Source organism: Phycisphaerales bacterium (assembly GCA_029268515.1).
Classification (GTDB): Bacteria; Planctomycetota; Phycisphaerae; order Phycisphaerales; family SM1A02; genus JAQWNP01.
In genome coordinates, this window is the sequence record JAQWNP010000006.1 from 485164 (window position 1) to 501031 (window position 15868).

General features: G+C 49.2%; 10 protein-coding genes. 1 reads left to right on the forward strand and 9 read right to left on the reverse strand.

Annotated features, from left to right (window positions below; translation table 11 throughout):
- Positions 1 to 23: 23 nt before the first annotated feature.
- The 8 genes from P8J86_04970 to P8J86_05005 form a co-directional block, all read right to left on the reverse strand.
- Entirely contained in the window at positions 24 to 977 is a 954-nt protein-coding gene (locus tag P8J86_04970) for an NAD(P)-dependent oxidoreductase (GenBank protein ID MDG2054041.1), read from the reverse strand.
- Positions 978 to 1049: 72 nt separating this feature from the next.
- Positions 1050 to 3935: a hypothetical protein gene (locus tag P8J86_04975; protein ID MDG2054042.1), complete on the reverse strand. Its 2886-nt coding sequence runs from the start codon at positions 3933 to 3935 to the stop codon at positions 1050 to 1052.
- Positions 3936 to 4140: 205 nt separating this feature from the next.
- Positions 4141 to 5544: a glutamate decarboxylase gene (locus tag P8J86_04980; GenBank protein ID MDG2054043.1), complete on the reverse strand. Its 1404-nt coding sequence runs from the start codon at positions 5542 to 5544 to the stop codon at positions 4141 to 4143.
- 131 nt (positions 5545 to 5675) lie between these two features.
- Entirely contained in the window at positions 5676 to 7427 is a 1752-nt protein-coding gene (ccsA, locus tag P8J86_04985) for a cytochrome c biogenesis protein CcsA (GenBank protein ID MDG2054044.1), read from the reverse strand.
- Positions 7424 to 9859: a hypothetical protein gene (locus P8J86_04990; protein ID MDG2054045.1), complete on the reverse strand. Its 2436-nt coding sequence runs from the start codon at positions 9857 to 9859 to the stop codon at positions 7424 to 7426. Before P8J86_04990 ends, ccsA begins: the two co-directional genes overlap by 4 nt.
- A 15-nt stretch (positions 9860 to 9874) precedes the next feature.
- Positions 9875 to 10738: a 3-hydroxyacyl-CoA dehydrogenase NAD-binding domain-containing protein gene (locus tag P8J86_04995; GenBank protein MDG2054046.1), complete on the reverse strand. Its 864-nt coding sequence runs from the start codon at positions 10736 to 10738 to the stop codon at positions 9875 to 9877.
- Positions 10739 to 10796: 58 nt separating this feature from the next.
- Positions 10797 to 11954 (reverse strand): citrate/2-methylcitrate synthase, encoded by a 1158-nt coding sequence (locus tag P8J86_05000; GenBank protein ID MDG2054047.1) that lies wholly within the window; start codon positions 11952 to 11954, stop codon positions 10797 to 10799.
- Between the two features lie 213 nt (positions 11955 to 12167).
- Positions 12168 to 13034, reverse strand: coding sequence for an isocitrate lyase/phosphoenolpyruvate mutase family protein (locus P8J86_05005; protein MDG2054048.1), 867 nt, complete (start codon positions 13032 to 13034; stop codon positions 12168 to 12170).
- 157 nt (positions 13035 to 13191) lie between these two features.
- Between P8J86_05005 and P8J86_05010 the strand changes: the two genes are divergently transcribed.
- On the forward strand, positions 13192 to 13728 hold the full coding sequence (locus P8J86_05010; GenBank protein MDG2054049.1) for a hypothetical protein: 537 nt from the start codon (positions 13192 to 13194) through the stop codon (positions 13726 to 13728).
- Positions 13729 to 13734: 6 nt separating this feature from the next.
- On the opposite strand, the gene P8J86_05015 is transcribed toward P8J86_05010, so the two are convergent.
- Positions 13735 to 15861 (reverse strand): hypothetical protein, encoded by a 2127-nt coding sequence (locus tag P8J86_05015; GenBank protein MDG2054050.1) that lies wholly within the window; start codon positions 15859 to 15861, stop codon positions 13735 to 13737.
- Positions 15862 to 15868: the final 7 nt, after the last annotated feature.

Sequence of the window (15868 nt, forward strand, 5' to 3'; positions counted from 1 at the left end):
AGCAAAGCCCTCTTTGTCACCACTTAGAGAGATGTTGCCTGCCATTTGGGGGCCTTGCCACCAAGAACCGCCACAACATCCTTGACGACCCAACTCATCTGTTTACTTGCTGTTTCTGTTCTCGATGCCAGGTGTGGAAAGAGTGTTGCATTCGCTGCATTAAGAAGTGGGTTGTCCGCCCCAAAAGGCTCTGACGCATGCACATCGAGTGCGGCGTGAGCGCGTGGGTGGGCGTTTAAAAATGTTGCCAGATCGGCTGTGTCTACCACCATTCCTCGGGAAGTGTTGATGATCAGTACATCATCTTTCAACAACTTCAAACACTGAGCATCCACAAAATGATTGTTGCTCGGTCGTCCATCAATATGGATGGTTACCACATCGCTCGTTGTGAGAAGTTCTTCAAGAGAAAGACACTCGATTCCCTCATGCTCGCTTGGATCAATTGTTTTGAGATCATTAAAACAAACACGCATGCCGATACTTTTAGCAACCTGAGCAACGCCGCGACCAACGCGACCAAATCCGAGTACGCCCAGCGTCATTTCATTGAGTTGCCTGGCCGCGACATGGGTATCACGGAGATGCTTCCACTCTGATGCATTAACCGCATGGCTCAGCTCTGTCATCGGTCGCAGCGTTTTGAGCATCACCAGAAACACATACTCAACGACAGCCTGTGTGTTGGAGTCTGGAGTGTGAACCACGACCACATCTCTTGCGGCGCACGCCTCTAAGTCGATGTTGTCAACGCCGACGCCGGCCCGACCCACCACACGTAGGTTTGGCGCTTGATCTAATAACGCAGCATCAACATTGGTATACGTTCTGATCACTAAACCTTCAGCGCGCGATAGGTGGGTCGCAAACTCGGCATCATCTACACCAGACGCCACCAGCTCGCAATGCTGGCTGAGCCATTGAGCGGCTTCCGTTTCGAGATGCTCGGTTTGAATCACTAAAGGTTTCACGGGCACTATAGTAGCCCCATAGCGCCCTTCTCACGACTGATTTTGGTCTCTACCCACGACGAACCCAACCAACGCGCCTCAGCGTTGCTTCCTGGTACGTCGTACTGGTTGTTGTTTGAGGCTTTTGCTCTGATCGACCTGCTGTGAAAGCGCACTGCGTGGATCGCCAGGAAGGCCGGGGTCACCTTGAGTTGAGCACTCGGTCCCAAAACCAATGAGAAGAATCGTAAAATCTCCGAGGCCAACGACACCGTCCTGATCAAAATCTGATGCACTTGGCCCCTGAGAGCCCCAACTGGTCAGGAGCGCTGTGAAATCTTCAAGATCAACACGACCATCTTGCGTGGAGTCGCCAAGGCAAGTGTCAATGCCGTCGTCCGGATTCCCACCATCATCAATGATGTTGCCTTCACAATTGCCATCATCTACACAGGATTCGATCACGGCGCCTAAAAGGGGACCCACGATATTATTGGGTGTGTTTAGGCACACAGTTGTGTCAATGAACTGTGGCCAACTGTCCCCAGTGCTGAATACACCGCCACCGCCATTCATGAGTGCGCTTTGGTTGTAGCACACCTTTGATTGGTTGAAACGGGGTCTACTGCTGTTGCTGTTGTAAATGCCCCCGCCGTACCCCGCCGCGACATTATTGGTGAAAGTACTATTATTGATAGTAGGACTGGCATCATTGTTTGCCATACCACCACCGTCTAGATTTGCTGTGTTGCTGTTGATAACACAGGCTTTAAATTCCAACAGTGAACCTACGGCTTTGTTATACAAACCACCACCATCATTCGCCTGATTACCTTCGAATGTCGTGCTACCTACAGTCAATCCTGTGCCTGACGCACCAATTTCTTTGCTGTACATACCGCCACCAGCCTGGGCGGCCACATTGTCGGTGACATGCAATAGGAGCAGGCCGGAATATTCATCCCCATTACGATTAACGTCATAAGTACCTGCGTCATTAAAAAGCCCAGCACCAAGACCAGCCTCATTACGGCTGACTTGGGAGTTCATAATATCTAACCCAGATGCCACACTGTAAATCGCGCCACCAATTCGCGCACTGTTGAGATCAAATTGGCAGTTGTAAGCACCTAGTTGGGTGTTGTTCCAATTCGCAATAGCGCCTCCATAGCCGGTCATTCCAGTATTGTCTAAACCCTCAGCAACATTAGCTTTGAACAGGCATGCGTCCAGGACTGGTGTGGCATCGCTGTTATACATACCGCCACCATAAAGGTTGGCGCGATTCCCTATAAAGTCGCAGTCATTAAACTGTGGCTGAGCAAGACTCGCGTTGTGAGCGCCACCACCAAGGCCGCTGCTATTTCCTGTGAACACGACCTCTATAAACTCAGGACTAACATTACCAATATTGAAGACACCGCCTCCTCCGAGGGCCGCCGTGTTATTTAAGAGTTGACACTGACTAATCTTTGGGTCACTTCCAGTCTGATTCTCTATCGCACCTCCATATTGTGCATGGTTGGCATTAAATTGGCTGTCAGTGATGGTGGGGCTACTGTCCGTAGTTCCAAAGCCAGCATTTGCAATCGCTCCGCCGTTTCCACCACTTGTATTACTCTCAAATAGACAAGATTCAATGGTTGGGCTAGAGCCATAATTTCGTACTGCACCACCAACCGTTCCTGCGTTATTGCCAGTAAACACACAATTCGTGAGACTGCTACTTGAGTCACACAAATTATTGTGCACAGCGCCTCCAACTGCTGCTGAGTTTTCTGTGAACTGAGTCTGGGTCACAGTCGCTAAACAATCGACGTCAACCCGGATACCGCCGCCATTATTAAGTGCATGATTGAATTGAAAGGTTGCTCCATCAACCTTTGCGGTGGTTTCATTTTGAATATAGATACCGCCACCTGACGTAGCGCTGTTTGCACTAAAAGTGGTCGGTGCGCTGTCGCTCCCGGGGCTCACTTCAAGATTGCTCTCTCTGGCGTAGATGCCAGCGCCATATTGAGCATGGTTGCTATGTACGGAACCCCCAAACAAAAAGACTTCAGCCTCTTGGGCCTTCATGCCACCGCCAGTCTCTGTAGCAACATTACTTTCAAGAATGGTGTCAATGATCTGCGCTGATGTGTTATTCAAGTACAGTCCACCGCCATACTCAGCTTCACACCCAGCAAACCACGAATTCGAAACGCTCACTGCCAGCGCATGATCCACCGCCATACCACCGCCGTTACCAACTGCGGTATTGCTACCTATCAAGCAATCATCAAGTTGAAGGTTCAAGACACTTGAACTAGCCCGGATCGCACCTCCATTAATACCTGCAGTGTTACCCTGAAACAAGCACCCAGATAGTGTCAGATCAGTTGCGTCATTCCACACACTGATCGCTCCTCCGCCCTTACCTGCGACATTCTTTATAAATTCGCAATCGACAAAGACTGCACTTGCTTGGCCAATGAAAACCGCACCACCAGAGTCCATTGCAGAACATGACTCGAAAACACAGTCCGTAAACACTGCATCAGAATCAAACATACGAACACCGCCGCCGGCCTTTTGAACACTCGCGCCTGAGGCCGTATCAGTCGGTGCAGACCCATTGAGAAACGTCAAGCCAGTAATTCGAAGTCCTGGATTGATGGTATTAAAAATTCGACAACAACCTCTAAGGCCCTGCCCATCCAGTATCGTGACCGAAGAACCTTTATCTGAATAAATATGAATGTTGTTGCCCGACATCGATGCAACATAACCACTGCTTGATTGATAAGTCCCGGGATGAACACAAACTTCATCGCCAGCAGAAGTGTTTGCAACAGCAGCATCGATTGTCTTGAGTGCGGTCGCTAAAGAACTACCTGAGTTTGAATCACTGCCGGTTGGTGACACATGCAAAGTGGTGCCACCAAAACACGAGGCTGATATCACAAGTGTTACCGCAACCATTGAACGCAAACGAATTGACATAACGATGCTCCTGTAGATCACTCCAAGGAAGCACGCGATAAACCCTCTTTAAAGGGGCAAAAATTCAGCAGGCCGCGATTTTTTATGCGTTTAAGGGGCTTCTCACACCGCAAAGAGCGGCGCCACCGATGAATAAAAGCCGCGGCTGACGCCGCGGCTTTAAAAAGATCATAGACACATACTGCTTAGTGAGCGCTGCTCAACTTTAGCACTTGAGTTTTCCCGCAGTTGAAGAATCCGTGCCCGTTTCTGATTGACGCGGTACTTGTTGACCCATTTTGCATTTCTCGACAGCCCAAGCAAGATCTTCGAGGAGCGCTTCTGCAAGGTCATGGCTCAAGCCTTCTCTGACAACAATACGTAGCACTGACATATCCTGAACGTCTTCTGGCATGGTATAGGCTGGTATCAACCAACCCTTTTCGCGAAGACGGTCTGAAACATCGTACACAGATAAGACTTTGTCATTACTAGATCGGAAAGCAAACACTGGGGTATCACTGCCATCACTCAAGAGTTCAAAGTCATCCATCTCGGCAATCTTGCCGGAGAGATACATTGCAACCTGCTGACTGTTGCGTTGGACATCTGTATAACCCTTGCGGCCCAAACGAACAAAGTTGTAGTACTGTGCAATAACCTGATTCGCTGGTCGCGAGAAGTTAAGTGTAAAGGTGGGGAAGTCGCCACCAAGATAGTTGACATGGAATACCAAATCTTCAGGCAAATCTTCCTTGCTGCGCCAGACGACCCAGCCAATTCCAGGATAGACCAAACCATATTTATGGCCCGAAACATTGATTGACTTGACGAGCGGTAATCGGAAATCCCACTCGAGATCCGGCTGTAGGAAAGGTGCTATAAATCCGCCACTGGCCGCATCAATATGAAGTGGCACCTCATGCCCAGTCTTCTCTTTGTGCTTCATAAGCGCATCGTGAACTTCACCAACCGGCTCATATTCACCTGTGTAGGTCACCCCGAGAATCGCGACAACACCGATGGTGTTTTCATCCACCTGCTTCATCACCTCTTCACCATTAATGGTGTAACGCCCTGGCGCCATTTTGATGTAACGAGGCTCAACTTCCCAGTAACGACAGAATTTTTCCCAAACAACCTGGACATTACTGCCAAGAATAAGGTTGGGTTTAGCGGTTGATTTTCCAGCCGCCTCCATCTTCTGCTTCCACCTCCACTTGAGAGCCATGCCTGCAAGCATGACTGCCTCTGAAGAACCAATGCCTGACGCACCAATACCTGTTTCAGGGGCGTTATAAAGCTTAGAGATAATATTGATACAACGCTCTTCAATACGAGTCGCTGCCGGATACTCATCTTTATCAATGAGGTTCTTATCAAACGACTCCGTCATAAGCTTCTCAGCTTGCGGCTCCATCCAGGTGGTCACGAAGGTCGCAAGGTTGAGCCGTGCGTTGCCATCAAGCATTAGTTCATCATGCACAAGGTCATAAGCAGCATCTGCATTAAGCCCCTCCTCGCCCAGTTCAAACTTGGGGAGTCCAGAGCCGAAGTCCTTCCTAGCGTAGACCGGCTCAATGTAGTTGGTGCCTTTGGAATCCTGGTTCTTTTTCACCTCATGCAGCATGACGTGCTCCTGATTTTCGTAAGAGTGATTGATACAGCTCTCCCCCGCCGGAAAGCAGAAAGAAGATCATACTGCAAGATGAGCCTTGTGATTTTGAGTGAGATCCTGGCCCAGAAAAGGGCTGGTTCTTCCTACGCGTAGCTATGCAGGCCAGCGATGGTGAAGTTGATGATGATCCAATTGAAGAGCATCACTGCGCAGCCAATGATCGCAAGAATGGCCGTCCAGGCACCCTTATCCTTCGTCTTAATCCGCACATGGATCAAGATGGCCAGAACGATAAATGTCTCGAGCGCGAAGACTTCTTTGGGATCCCAGCCCCAAGGCCGACCCCAAGAATGATCCGCCCAGATGGCGCCCATCACCAAACCAGCCCAAAGCAGAATGAATGACAACTCCATGAGAATCATGGTGGTGCCATCAAGTACTTGACCGATCGTTGTCTTGGATTGCATCAGATAAGCCGTGCCATCCTTGCCTTGGGCGATCAGTGAACCTGCGCCGCCAACGCGAGCATATTCATCTGAACCAGGACGCTTGCTTTTGCCAGGTCGCACAACACGATAAATCAAATACAACGCCGCACTCACGGCCGCTAAAAAGATCAAGCAATAACTAAATATGATGACATTCGTGTGAATGTACAACCAAATGTCATGCAGAACCGGCATGCGATTGCTGATATTCGCATTGAGCTGTAGTGGATAAAGCCTCACTGCTAACAGTGCCACCATAGATGCCACAGCACTCGCTAAGAAGAACAAGTTGCGCATCGGTGTGCGCCGCACAATGATCTCCATAAGAATCGCGAAACAACCGCCCAGCCATGCCGATGTCGTCAGCGCCTCAAACATATTGGCGTTCGGCCAGCGCTCTGAGATATACCAACGCAAAATCAATGCGAACGTGTGAAAACCAAAGGCCACTAAAAAGAGCAAGGCCCCTAGCCAACGGGATGCTGGCCAGCGATAAACGATAGACATTAAAAGCACAACGATGCTGAGAAGATAAAGCAACCAAACCCAGGTCATGTTGTTGCTCGAGAAATACCAACTCTCCCATCGCAGTCGGGTTTGGATGGGATACACATCGGAATTCACACCCGGAAGTAATGCGGCCAATCGCTCTACTTGTTGGTTTACGCCTGACGCATTTGCTGATTGCCATTCTTTCTCGAGCATCAGCCAGGTATCAATAAGTTCAGCCCGCAGCTGAGGATCAAAGGCTGCTTCATTTGGTATTGGCATCTGTGTCTGGGAGATTCCATCCATGGTTAACCATGGATCTTCCATCCCTCCACCTGGCGGTGGCACGATCGCTAATCGACCTCGAAGTTGCTCGCCATTTTTAAGGAACACTGCCGTCGAAATAGCGCTCACCGAAGATTCGGTACGCAGCACATCACGCTGCAGACGGCTCAGTGTTTCTTGCACACTTGGCTCAGCAAGTAGTTGCTCTGCAATAAGGCCCGTCTTAAAAAACCGTGCCATGCGCTCATCAAAATCTGGTAACACTTTGACTGGAGAACCAGCCAATGCGCGAACAATTTCATCACGAACCTGTTTGTTTTTTACATAGATAATTTCGGCATCGAGACCACGATATCGCGCTGGCCTAAACATCAAGTCAAGATACGTAAAGCCAGGTGTTTGCCCCGCAATTTTCCGTGGTCCAGTGACGAACTGCATCATTGCATTCGAATGGGAGCCAAACGATTTGATTCGGCCTTCGGTATGGACTGCAATTCCATCGAGTGGAGATAAATTCACAGCCTGCTCAAAAGTCAGTGGTTCTGATTCGCTGTTCTGTTGTGCAGAAGCTACGCCACATGCAACCATCACTAATGTCAGCATGATCGCCAATTGCCACCGATGAATAATCATGCTGCACCTCCTGATGCAACTTTAGCGCGAACAGACGATTGTTTCCGGCGCTTAATGATGGGTTTAACATAAAATGCATAAATCATGCCTAACACCGTCAGGCAGCAGCCAACCAGCTGAACGATAACGCCTGCCCGATTACCAACACCAAGTACTGTGTAATTAAGCCCACGGGACCCCGCAAAACCATCTCCTAAATTCTGCTGTGGTGGGTCCCACTGTGCCTGAAAGAACCAATACCCGCCCGACTCTTGGGGATCGTTGACTGAAACTGGCTGAACGATTGAACTACCTTCGCCATCGTCAAAGGCAACCACACTGGTCCAATTACGAACTGACTGGTTTGTTCCTGTGAATCCACCGGGGCGCGGTGTGAGTTTAAAGTCTTCTAACCATACGGGCGTCGGTAACTTTGAGGTGCGTCGCGAGTAGAGCATTTCGAGGCGCCGCCCATCAGCCAATGTGACGACTGTTGGATCATATGGAAAACGAAGTAATACATCGCGATTACTCTCGAACGGATATGGGTGAAATGACAACCACTCTCCATCATTACTGTCGGCTGCAGCGACATTGACATGAATCATGCGCATACGTCCATCCGCATCACGTTGCCTTTCTTGAGGTGAAACCACAATTGGCTTGGTGACCATGCGTGGTTTTGCAATGTACTGCGTGAGTTGTAGCAAGACACCGCGGCCAATATCAACAGGCTGATTCAGTTTCAACTCTATTGCTTTTGCCATTGAGCCTATTCGGCTTTGCACGATCGGCACCGTATTTCCAGGTCCCCCAATAAGCACGATTGCTGATGCGTCTTCAGTGCTTTGTGTAGGCAAATACACCATCTCTATGCCTGTATCGAGCGGGCGCTCCTGCCCAGCCATGTCATTTGTTTCCGAAAGCTCAAGATCACGGTTATTTTGTGGTTGGTCAAAAACCCAACGGCGAAAGACTGTTTCACCCTTTTTGATATCAACCATCGCAACAGACACTTTTGTGCCACCAATAGCAAGGTTGTTCTCAAAGCCGCTCACGCGAAACGCGTAGGGCGTGCCCTTAATTTCTGTAAATGCTAAATCTGGGGTTTGCCGAGACGTGTCAACGATTGACTCCGTCACCTCGACCTCATCGCCAGGCACACGAATTTGTAAGCGCGCTGAGGGCGTATCAAGATAGGCCGCTCGCTCTAAAGCGGTACGTGCCCATTTGAATTCAATAACACTCTCATCAATCGCCTGCCCACTGTCTACTTCACGGTTTCGATCTGGTTGGTAGGCGAACAGCTCAAATTTACCACTTTGTCCGTCAGGTGCAGACATTTGCACTTTTGCATAGGGGTTGAGCAATGTGCCGCCAGGCAGGAACATCGTATGCGAGAATGCATATGGGAGATAACCGGTCACTTGAATTGGTGTTGAGCCAGCCTCGCCACCTGCTTCGGTCGGATCAATTTGCAAATCTATTGTTCGTGGCTTTGGCCCATCACCCGTCACTGGCCAGATCTTCTGCGCATCATCTAGATACTCGTAATAACGAGGCAGTCCCTCAATTGGCCGCTCAATCCAAGGCCCGGTTGGCTGATTCGCTTCATCAAGCAACCTGGTGTACAGCGCACTGCTGTGCATCACATAAAACACCTCTTGCTTATCTGGTACCAGTCGAAGCTCTAGTGATTCATCGACGAGTGGAGTGCCCAGCTCCGTAATTGCCCGCGTAAAAGGCTGTGAAGCATCTCCTGTAAAGATGACATCTTCGGTGTATTGGGGATAGCCGGCAATGAGCTTTCGGATGAACTGCTTGTCTGGGGTCTGTACTTGTACATTGACGGCATAGGCGCGCACGCCCGCATCTTCACCTGAAAGGATTTCCCATTCAGGCTCAATTTCAATGATGGCAAATGTATAGGTCTTTCCGTTCTTAGTTGCTGTTGCTATTTGCCCTGGCATCGCAGCCAGTGATGTTGTTTCACCTGTCGGCATGACAATTTCAACACGACGTCTCGCTATCGGAACATCACCCTCAATCTTTGTGCCGAAGTACCAAACACTTCCGATCGAAAGGACGATGAGCCCTGTGTGAATTGTCCACACCCCGAAGTTGACGGGCTTAAATGGGATACGGCGAAGCGTCGCAATCACAAGAGCTACACAAATCAACCCGATCATTAAAGGGAACGGCCACCACTGGAACCACTCATACTCAGTCATTTCGAGACCAGGTAATTGCCGCACTGGCACCCATGCATCCTTTTCCCAAATCATCAGGTGTCGAGGCACGCCCGCCGATCCAATCGCTGAGTAAATAAACAGCAACACCATCAGCGCAACTCCAAATGGAATACTGCCAATCGAATCAAGCACACGGAGTGCCGGATTCTTGGGGCGACGCTTTGGCTGAGGCGAAGATTGTGTGGTGGAAAAAGAAGTCATGAACTTGTCTGTCTACTACATGTCACGGTAGTCATAGACACCGAGACGTGTTTTATTACCGAGTCGACCCGCCGTCACAAGTTGGCGGAGTTTGGGGCACGGGAAATACTTGTCTTGCCCGAGCTCTCTAGAGAGCACCATGAGAATATCATGGCATACATCAAGACCAATAAAATCTGCCAGACGTAATGGGCCCATGGGCCAATTACACCCAAGCTTCATAATGTCATCGATCGCCTCAGGTTCGGCGACTCCTTCCATCCAGGCATAAAAAGCCTCATTGATCATGGGCATCAGTACACGATTACTTACAAATCCTGCCCGATCATTGGCTGGCACCGGTGTCTTGCCCATTGCCTGTGCTAAGGCCAGTGTACGGGCGGTGGTCTCTTCACTGGTTGCCAGCCCACGAATGACCTCTACCAGCTTCATCACTGGTACGGGGTTAAAGAAATGCATACCAATAACACGGTCTGCAGCATCTCCAACCGCTGCGGCGATTTCTGTGATGGAAATGGACGAAGTGTTTGTTGCGAGCACAACATCACTTCCGAACGTCTCGTGCATCTGCTGAAAGATTTTCTTCTTTGTTTCAGCCTGCTCGGTGGCAGCCTCTACCACCCACTCGGCTTGGCTGGCTGCAGCCATATCAGAAACATATGAAATTCTGCCCGCCGCTAAATCCGCTTCATCCTGCGTCATGCGTTTTTTTTCAACACTACGCCCAAGTGTCTTGGTGTGATACGCCTTTGCTCTTGCGAGTTGGTCATCACTCACATCGACTGTGAATACATTTATTCCGGATGTTGCTGCGGTTAGAGCGATGCCACTGCCCATTGTGCCGGCACCGATCACTGCAATCGACTTCACCTGCGCCATTGCCTGATCTCCAAATGATCTAACTGATCTCAATCTATATTCTCATGAGGCCCACTAATTAGGCATCATTCCAATTGGAAAGCTCTGGTCCCACGTAATTCGCCAACGGGCGAATAATTCGGTTGTCGGCGTGTTGCTCCATGATATGAGCACACCACCCTGTAACTCGACTGGCCACGAAGATTGGGGTGTACTGTGGCACAGGAATACCCATTGCGTAATAGGTCTTTCCGCATGGATAATCAACATTGGGATATATTTTCTTTTCGCGAAGCATAATTGCTTGTACTTCATCGCCCAAGTTAAACCACTTTATTGCTTCTGGGTTCACTTCATTACAGAATCGAATACCCCAGTCACGAAGTATCCCTGCTCGATGATCACCATTCTGGTAGACGCGGTGTCCGAATCCCATCAGTTTGCGCTTGGATTGGAATGCCGCTTGCATCCATTCTTCAACACTGCATTTTCCAGATTCGACATCTGACATAATTTCGTAAAGCATTTCCATAGCAGCTTCGTTAGCGCCGCCATGTAGATTACCTTTGAGTGCTCCAACAGCACCACAAACAGCTGAGTGCATGTCCGAGTTTGTTGATGCAATAATTCGGCTCGTGAATGTAGAGGCGTTGAAGTCATGCTCTGCATAGAGAATCAGTGAAACATTCATGACATCTGCAGCAATATCTGTTGGCTTCTCTCCGGTGATTAACCACAGCAGGTTACCCGCATGGGTCAAGCTTGGATCTGGATCAACGCGCGCTCTACCATCTCTGGCTGCCTGCCCAGCTCCAATGATTGTTGGAATCTTCGCAAGCAAACGTTTTGATTTTCGTATTTCTGCCTCATGGCTATTGTCTTCACTATCCGGATCAATATGAGATAGCAAAGAGATTCCAGTAAGGAGAATGCTCATGGGGTGTACTGTGGAAGAATTTGCTGCAATCTGAGCAATCACATCCAAAACCTCATCAGGAACAGCTCGCTCTGCAATCAAATCATGCTCAAACTCGCTTAGTTGCTGCTTGTTTGGTTTGTGGCCATGAATAAGTAAAAATGCGACTTCCTCAAAGCTTGCATTTGCTGCCAAATCTGCAATCTCAAAGCCGCGATATATCAACTGAGTCTGGTTGACCGCACAGACATAGGTATCACCAGCAACCATGCCAGCCAGACCACGTGTGTCTTTGGGTTTATCCTTTGAAGAGACAGTCATGAATTCAATCCAAGATCAAAAGGGGGTAGATTCGATCCACGTCTTTGATGCCAAGGTCTGGGATAGAACTTGCGTCATAAGACGCTCACCATGATCCAAAAGGGACATTCCCGTAATGCGTATGGCGACCACACATAGTAGTCGATCACCAGAAAGTCCGCCGGATGCTGGGAAACTCGACCATCTAAAACGGCTACAAAAACCCGAATAAGCCTACTGTGGGCGGTCAAACATCCATGGTTTCTGTGGGTCGTATCCCAACAGGTCGTACAAATCGGACCTTGTGAGCATTTCATCTACCAAGCCACTTACAGTCCCTTCTTTGTGAAGCTTTTCAAGACCGCGCATGACATGTGCCATTGCCAGCCGAAGCATGCTGACAGGATAGATCACTAAGTCATAGCCCATTTCTTCAAAGGAATGAGCTTTAATCTCTGGCGTCTTTCCAAATTCCGTCATATTGGCCAACAACAAACCTGGGCATTGACTGGAAAACAACTGGAACTCCTCTTTTGACTGAAGCCCCTCGGGGAAGATCATATCTGCACCAGCTTCTCGATAAGCGTTTCCGCGTTCAATTGCAGCTTTAATGCCATCAACACCACGCGCGTCTGTACGAGCAATGACAATAAGATCGGAGCTTGGTCGATGCTTGCAGGCTGCTCGAACCTTGTCCGCCATCTCCTGAGTTGGAACGAGTTGTTTTCCATCCAGATGACCACATCGCTTCGGAAACACTTGGTCCTCAAGATGTAGTCCGGCAGCGCCGGCGCGATCATAGGCAACGACGGTACGAACGACACTTTCTATTTCACCGAATCCTGTGTCTGCATCCACAATGACAGGCAAGCCACAGGCATCAACGGTCTCACGAATGGTGCGGCATATCTCCGTTAATGTAAGAATTCCCACATCTGGATATCCAGACATGTTTGAAGTCGCCCCACCAGAAATATAACAGGCGTCAAAACCCACTTGAGCTGCAGCGCGCGCCACCAAGGGACTAAATGCTCCTGGGCAAATAACAGTGCCTTGAGCGAGTTTTGACCGAAGTATGGAGCCGGGGTGCTTGGTGCTCATAGCGTCTCACCTGTCTCAAAAGTTCTTTTTCGGGGACTTGTCATAGCCCTATTGTGACGAAATCCGCCTTGGCGGGCTAGCTCGCTCATTTCAATCAGCATTTAACGCCTTGTGATCAACTCATGCTGCCGGGGGCCCGATACCTCTTTTGAGGCCCATGATGCAAGACGCCAAACAGAGCAAGAGAACCCCCCAACAGACCATTATCCGCTACGTCCTTCCTCTGGGCCTGGCTGGACTGCTCATTGGCATGCTAGGCATGTGGCTGAAGCATGATCCGCAAATAGATACTGTTTCGGGTGTGACTCGCCAGATCTATGATATTGCACTTGCCCGCAGTAACGATTCTGGAAAACCATTTGGTGGTGCTGTTGGACCCTGGTGGATTAGTGCCGAAGGAACCGACTCCCTATCGGGTGATCTAACGGGCTTCTCTCTCACCAGTGGCGATCTTCATTTGGGTGCACAGCGCGCCACTGTTTGGGTTGATCCAACTAATAACACTTTTTCACTACAGCTGCATGAAGTTGTCTTTCTCTCTGCGCCAAACAAAGACGAGGTTAATCCAAGTTTCCTACAGAATATAGATGAGTATGTTCTTGGTCCGGCCACCTGGCAGCGCGATATTGTTTCGGATGATCAACTGGCAAATCCATCGATGACCGTCACTGGTGTCGAACTCGCTGATTTTTAAAAATCTCTACGGCGTATTTGTTGTCGGCATGTTAACCGAATCACTCATCTGAGCGCTTACTTCGCCACTGATTGCAGACGCACCCGTCGGAATAATGACGACTAGCTGCCATCCTCTATGGGGATCATTTGGATCTACTTCGACTAAGACGACACCACTTAGTCCATGTTTCTGACACAACTCATTAAACACACTATTTGTGGGTTCATATTGATTCAGTTGTCCACTCGGCGCTGATCTTCGCAGAGCCACCTCAGCATCATCGTTGCGCCGAGCGAGGTTCAGGCGATAATCCTTTTGTGCATTAAGCGCATTAAAAACTTCATACTCAACTTCAGGATCACCCTTACGGGGATGATCGTTAATGAGTAAGAGGGGTTTTACTGTGTTATAGGCCCCCTCAGGCAAGGGATGGAATCCCAACCCTGGTAGTGGCGTGGTATCAATCGCTGATTTTCTTATTCCATCATCTGTTTCCAAGACATATTGCCGCGTTACAAAAGCAGCGCCCACAACCACAAGTATTGCTGCTAAAACAAAACCATTGCGAACTTTTTGGCGATCACGTAGTCGAGAAGTACGAGCTTTAACCCTATCTGATAATGCATGGCTGCTATGACGCGCTTTATGAATGGTTTTTAAAGCGGCTGTTTTCATTTTAGACCGGAGACGTCGCGTCACGGTTCTATGATTATTTACGCCATCGGATCCTTGTTGTTGATGCCCGCCTCTAAACTCATGCTTACCCTTAAGCCAGCTTAAGACGGTGGCAAAAGTTGAAGCCTGTGAATGTGTTCTAGACGGCGACACCGTGTGAGCCTGTGAAACTACTGACTCATGAGCGTGTTCATCAATAAGCTGATTATCACTCATCGATGGAAGATCAGCGGCTCGAACATCCCACATTGAATCACCCTTAAGAACCGCCAGAAGATCTTCCCGCATGATTGCAACAGAATCATATCGCTGGTTGTATTCGGCCATGGCACGGCGAACAATCCACTTAAGTGCCTCTGGGCTCTTTTTAGAAAACCGACTTAAGCCCCCATGTGCGGGAAATGTGTTCTCCAATGAAAAATACAGCACGGCGCCAGCTGCATAAATATCGAACTTCGTACCATCGACATCATTAACCTTGACGCCGCGTAGCGCTTGTCGAACTAACTCGGGGTCTCGAAAGTATTCTGTGCCGTGGGTTGTTAGGGTCATTGCAGAGCGAAGTGGAGTCACAAGACCTAAATCTACAAGATGAGCCCGGCCATCTTGCACAACAAGGTTTTCCGGTTTGACATCTTTGTGCCAGAGCCCATTTGTGTGATAGTTACTTAGGGTATCTAGCAGATCGCCCATATATTTAATAACTTGATCGAGGTGCTGTTCATTCAATCCTGCTGAAGTGTTGCTTTGCCCGTGTAGATTGGGAATGACGGCGCCTAAGTGCTCCCCCGCGTGATAAGGCATCACATAGTAAAAACGCTCTTGATCCATCTGGTGCTCAATAACCAGGCCGATGCGGCGAGCTGCTTCTAGTGCACGAGATTCACGAACAATTTGTGGCAGGCCTGATCCCTCTGCGAGGGTAAAGCACTTAATAACAACGCGATGATCATGTCCATGGCCCGTCCAAACTGGCTTGTTGTTCGGATTTGCTACATAAAGAGTCGCGCCTGAGCCGCCGCCTGCGAGTGTCCCAACAATGGTGTAGCCCTGAAATTGCTGCTCTCTTGATACTTGGACTGTGTTTTTCTTGGGAGACGCCAAGGCTTTTGGCACTCGTTTCTCAAGTCCCTCTAAGAGTCCATCAAGCATAAAAAGGCGAAGTGGGCGGCGAATGCAACCTCGCCACAAACACTGCCCTAAGAATACGCTCTCTCTGGACAATGCATGTCCGAGCCGACTTACTCGCTGCCAATGACCCATCATGACATTCAAAAGTGCAATTGGAATGAGCACCGCCATTGCGATGACAGCGCCGAGTCCCTGAATAATATCCCCAATTAAACCGAAAACAAACTCCCCCACTTGTCGAAAGACAAACCTGACCACCGGAAATATGACAAGTAATCCAATCACAACACACAATGTGATCAGCAATATGACCGGTAGAACAGTTAAGAAGAAGCCAAAAATCAATTGAATC

Bases quoted from the DNA above. Each gene is read 5' to 3' on its own strand.
- P8J86_04975 (MDG2054042.1), bottom strand. From the start codon at position 3,935: ATGTCAATTCGTTTGCGTTCAATGGTTGCGGTAACACTTGTGATATCA.
- P8J86_04980 (MDG2054043.1), bottom strand. From the start codon at position 5,544: ATGCTGCATGAGGTGAAAAAGAACCAGGATTCCAAAGGCACCAACTAC.
- ccsA (MDG2054044.1), bottom strand. From the start codon at position 7,427: ATGATTATTCATCGGTGGCAATTGGCGATCATGCTGACATTAGTGATG.
- P8J86_04990 (MDG2054045.1), bottom strand. From the start codon at position 9,859: ATGACTTCTTTTTCCACCACACAATCTTCGCCTCAGCCAAAGCGTCGC.
- P8J86_04995 (MDG2054046.1), bottom strand. From the start codon at position 10,738: ATGGCGCAGGTGAAGTCGATTGCAGTGATCGGTGCCGGCACAATGGGC.
- P8J86_05000 (MDG2054047.1), bottom strand. From the start codon at position 11,954: ATGACTGTCTCTTCAAAGGATAAACCCAAAGACACACGTGGTCTGGCT.
- P8J86_05005 (MDG2054048.1), bottom strand. From the start codon at position 13,034: ATGAGCACCAAGCACCCCGGCTCCATACTTCGGTCAAAACTCGCTCAA.
- P8J86_05010 (MDG2054049.1), top strand. From the start codon at position 13,192: ATGATGCAAGACGCCAAACAGAGCAAGAGAACCCCCCAACAGACCATT.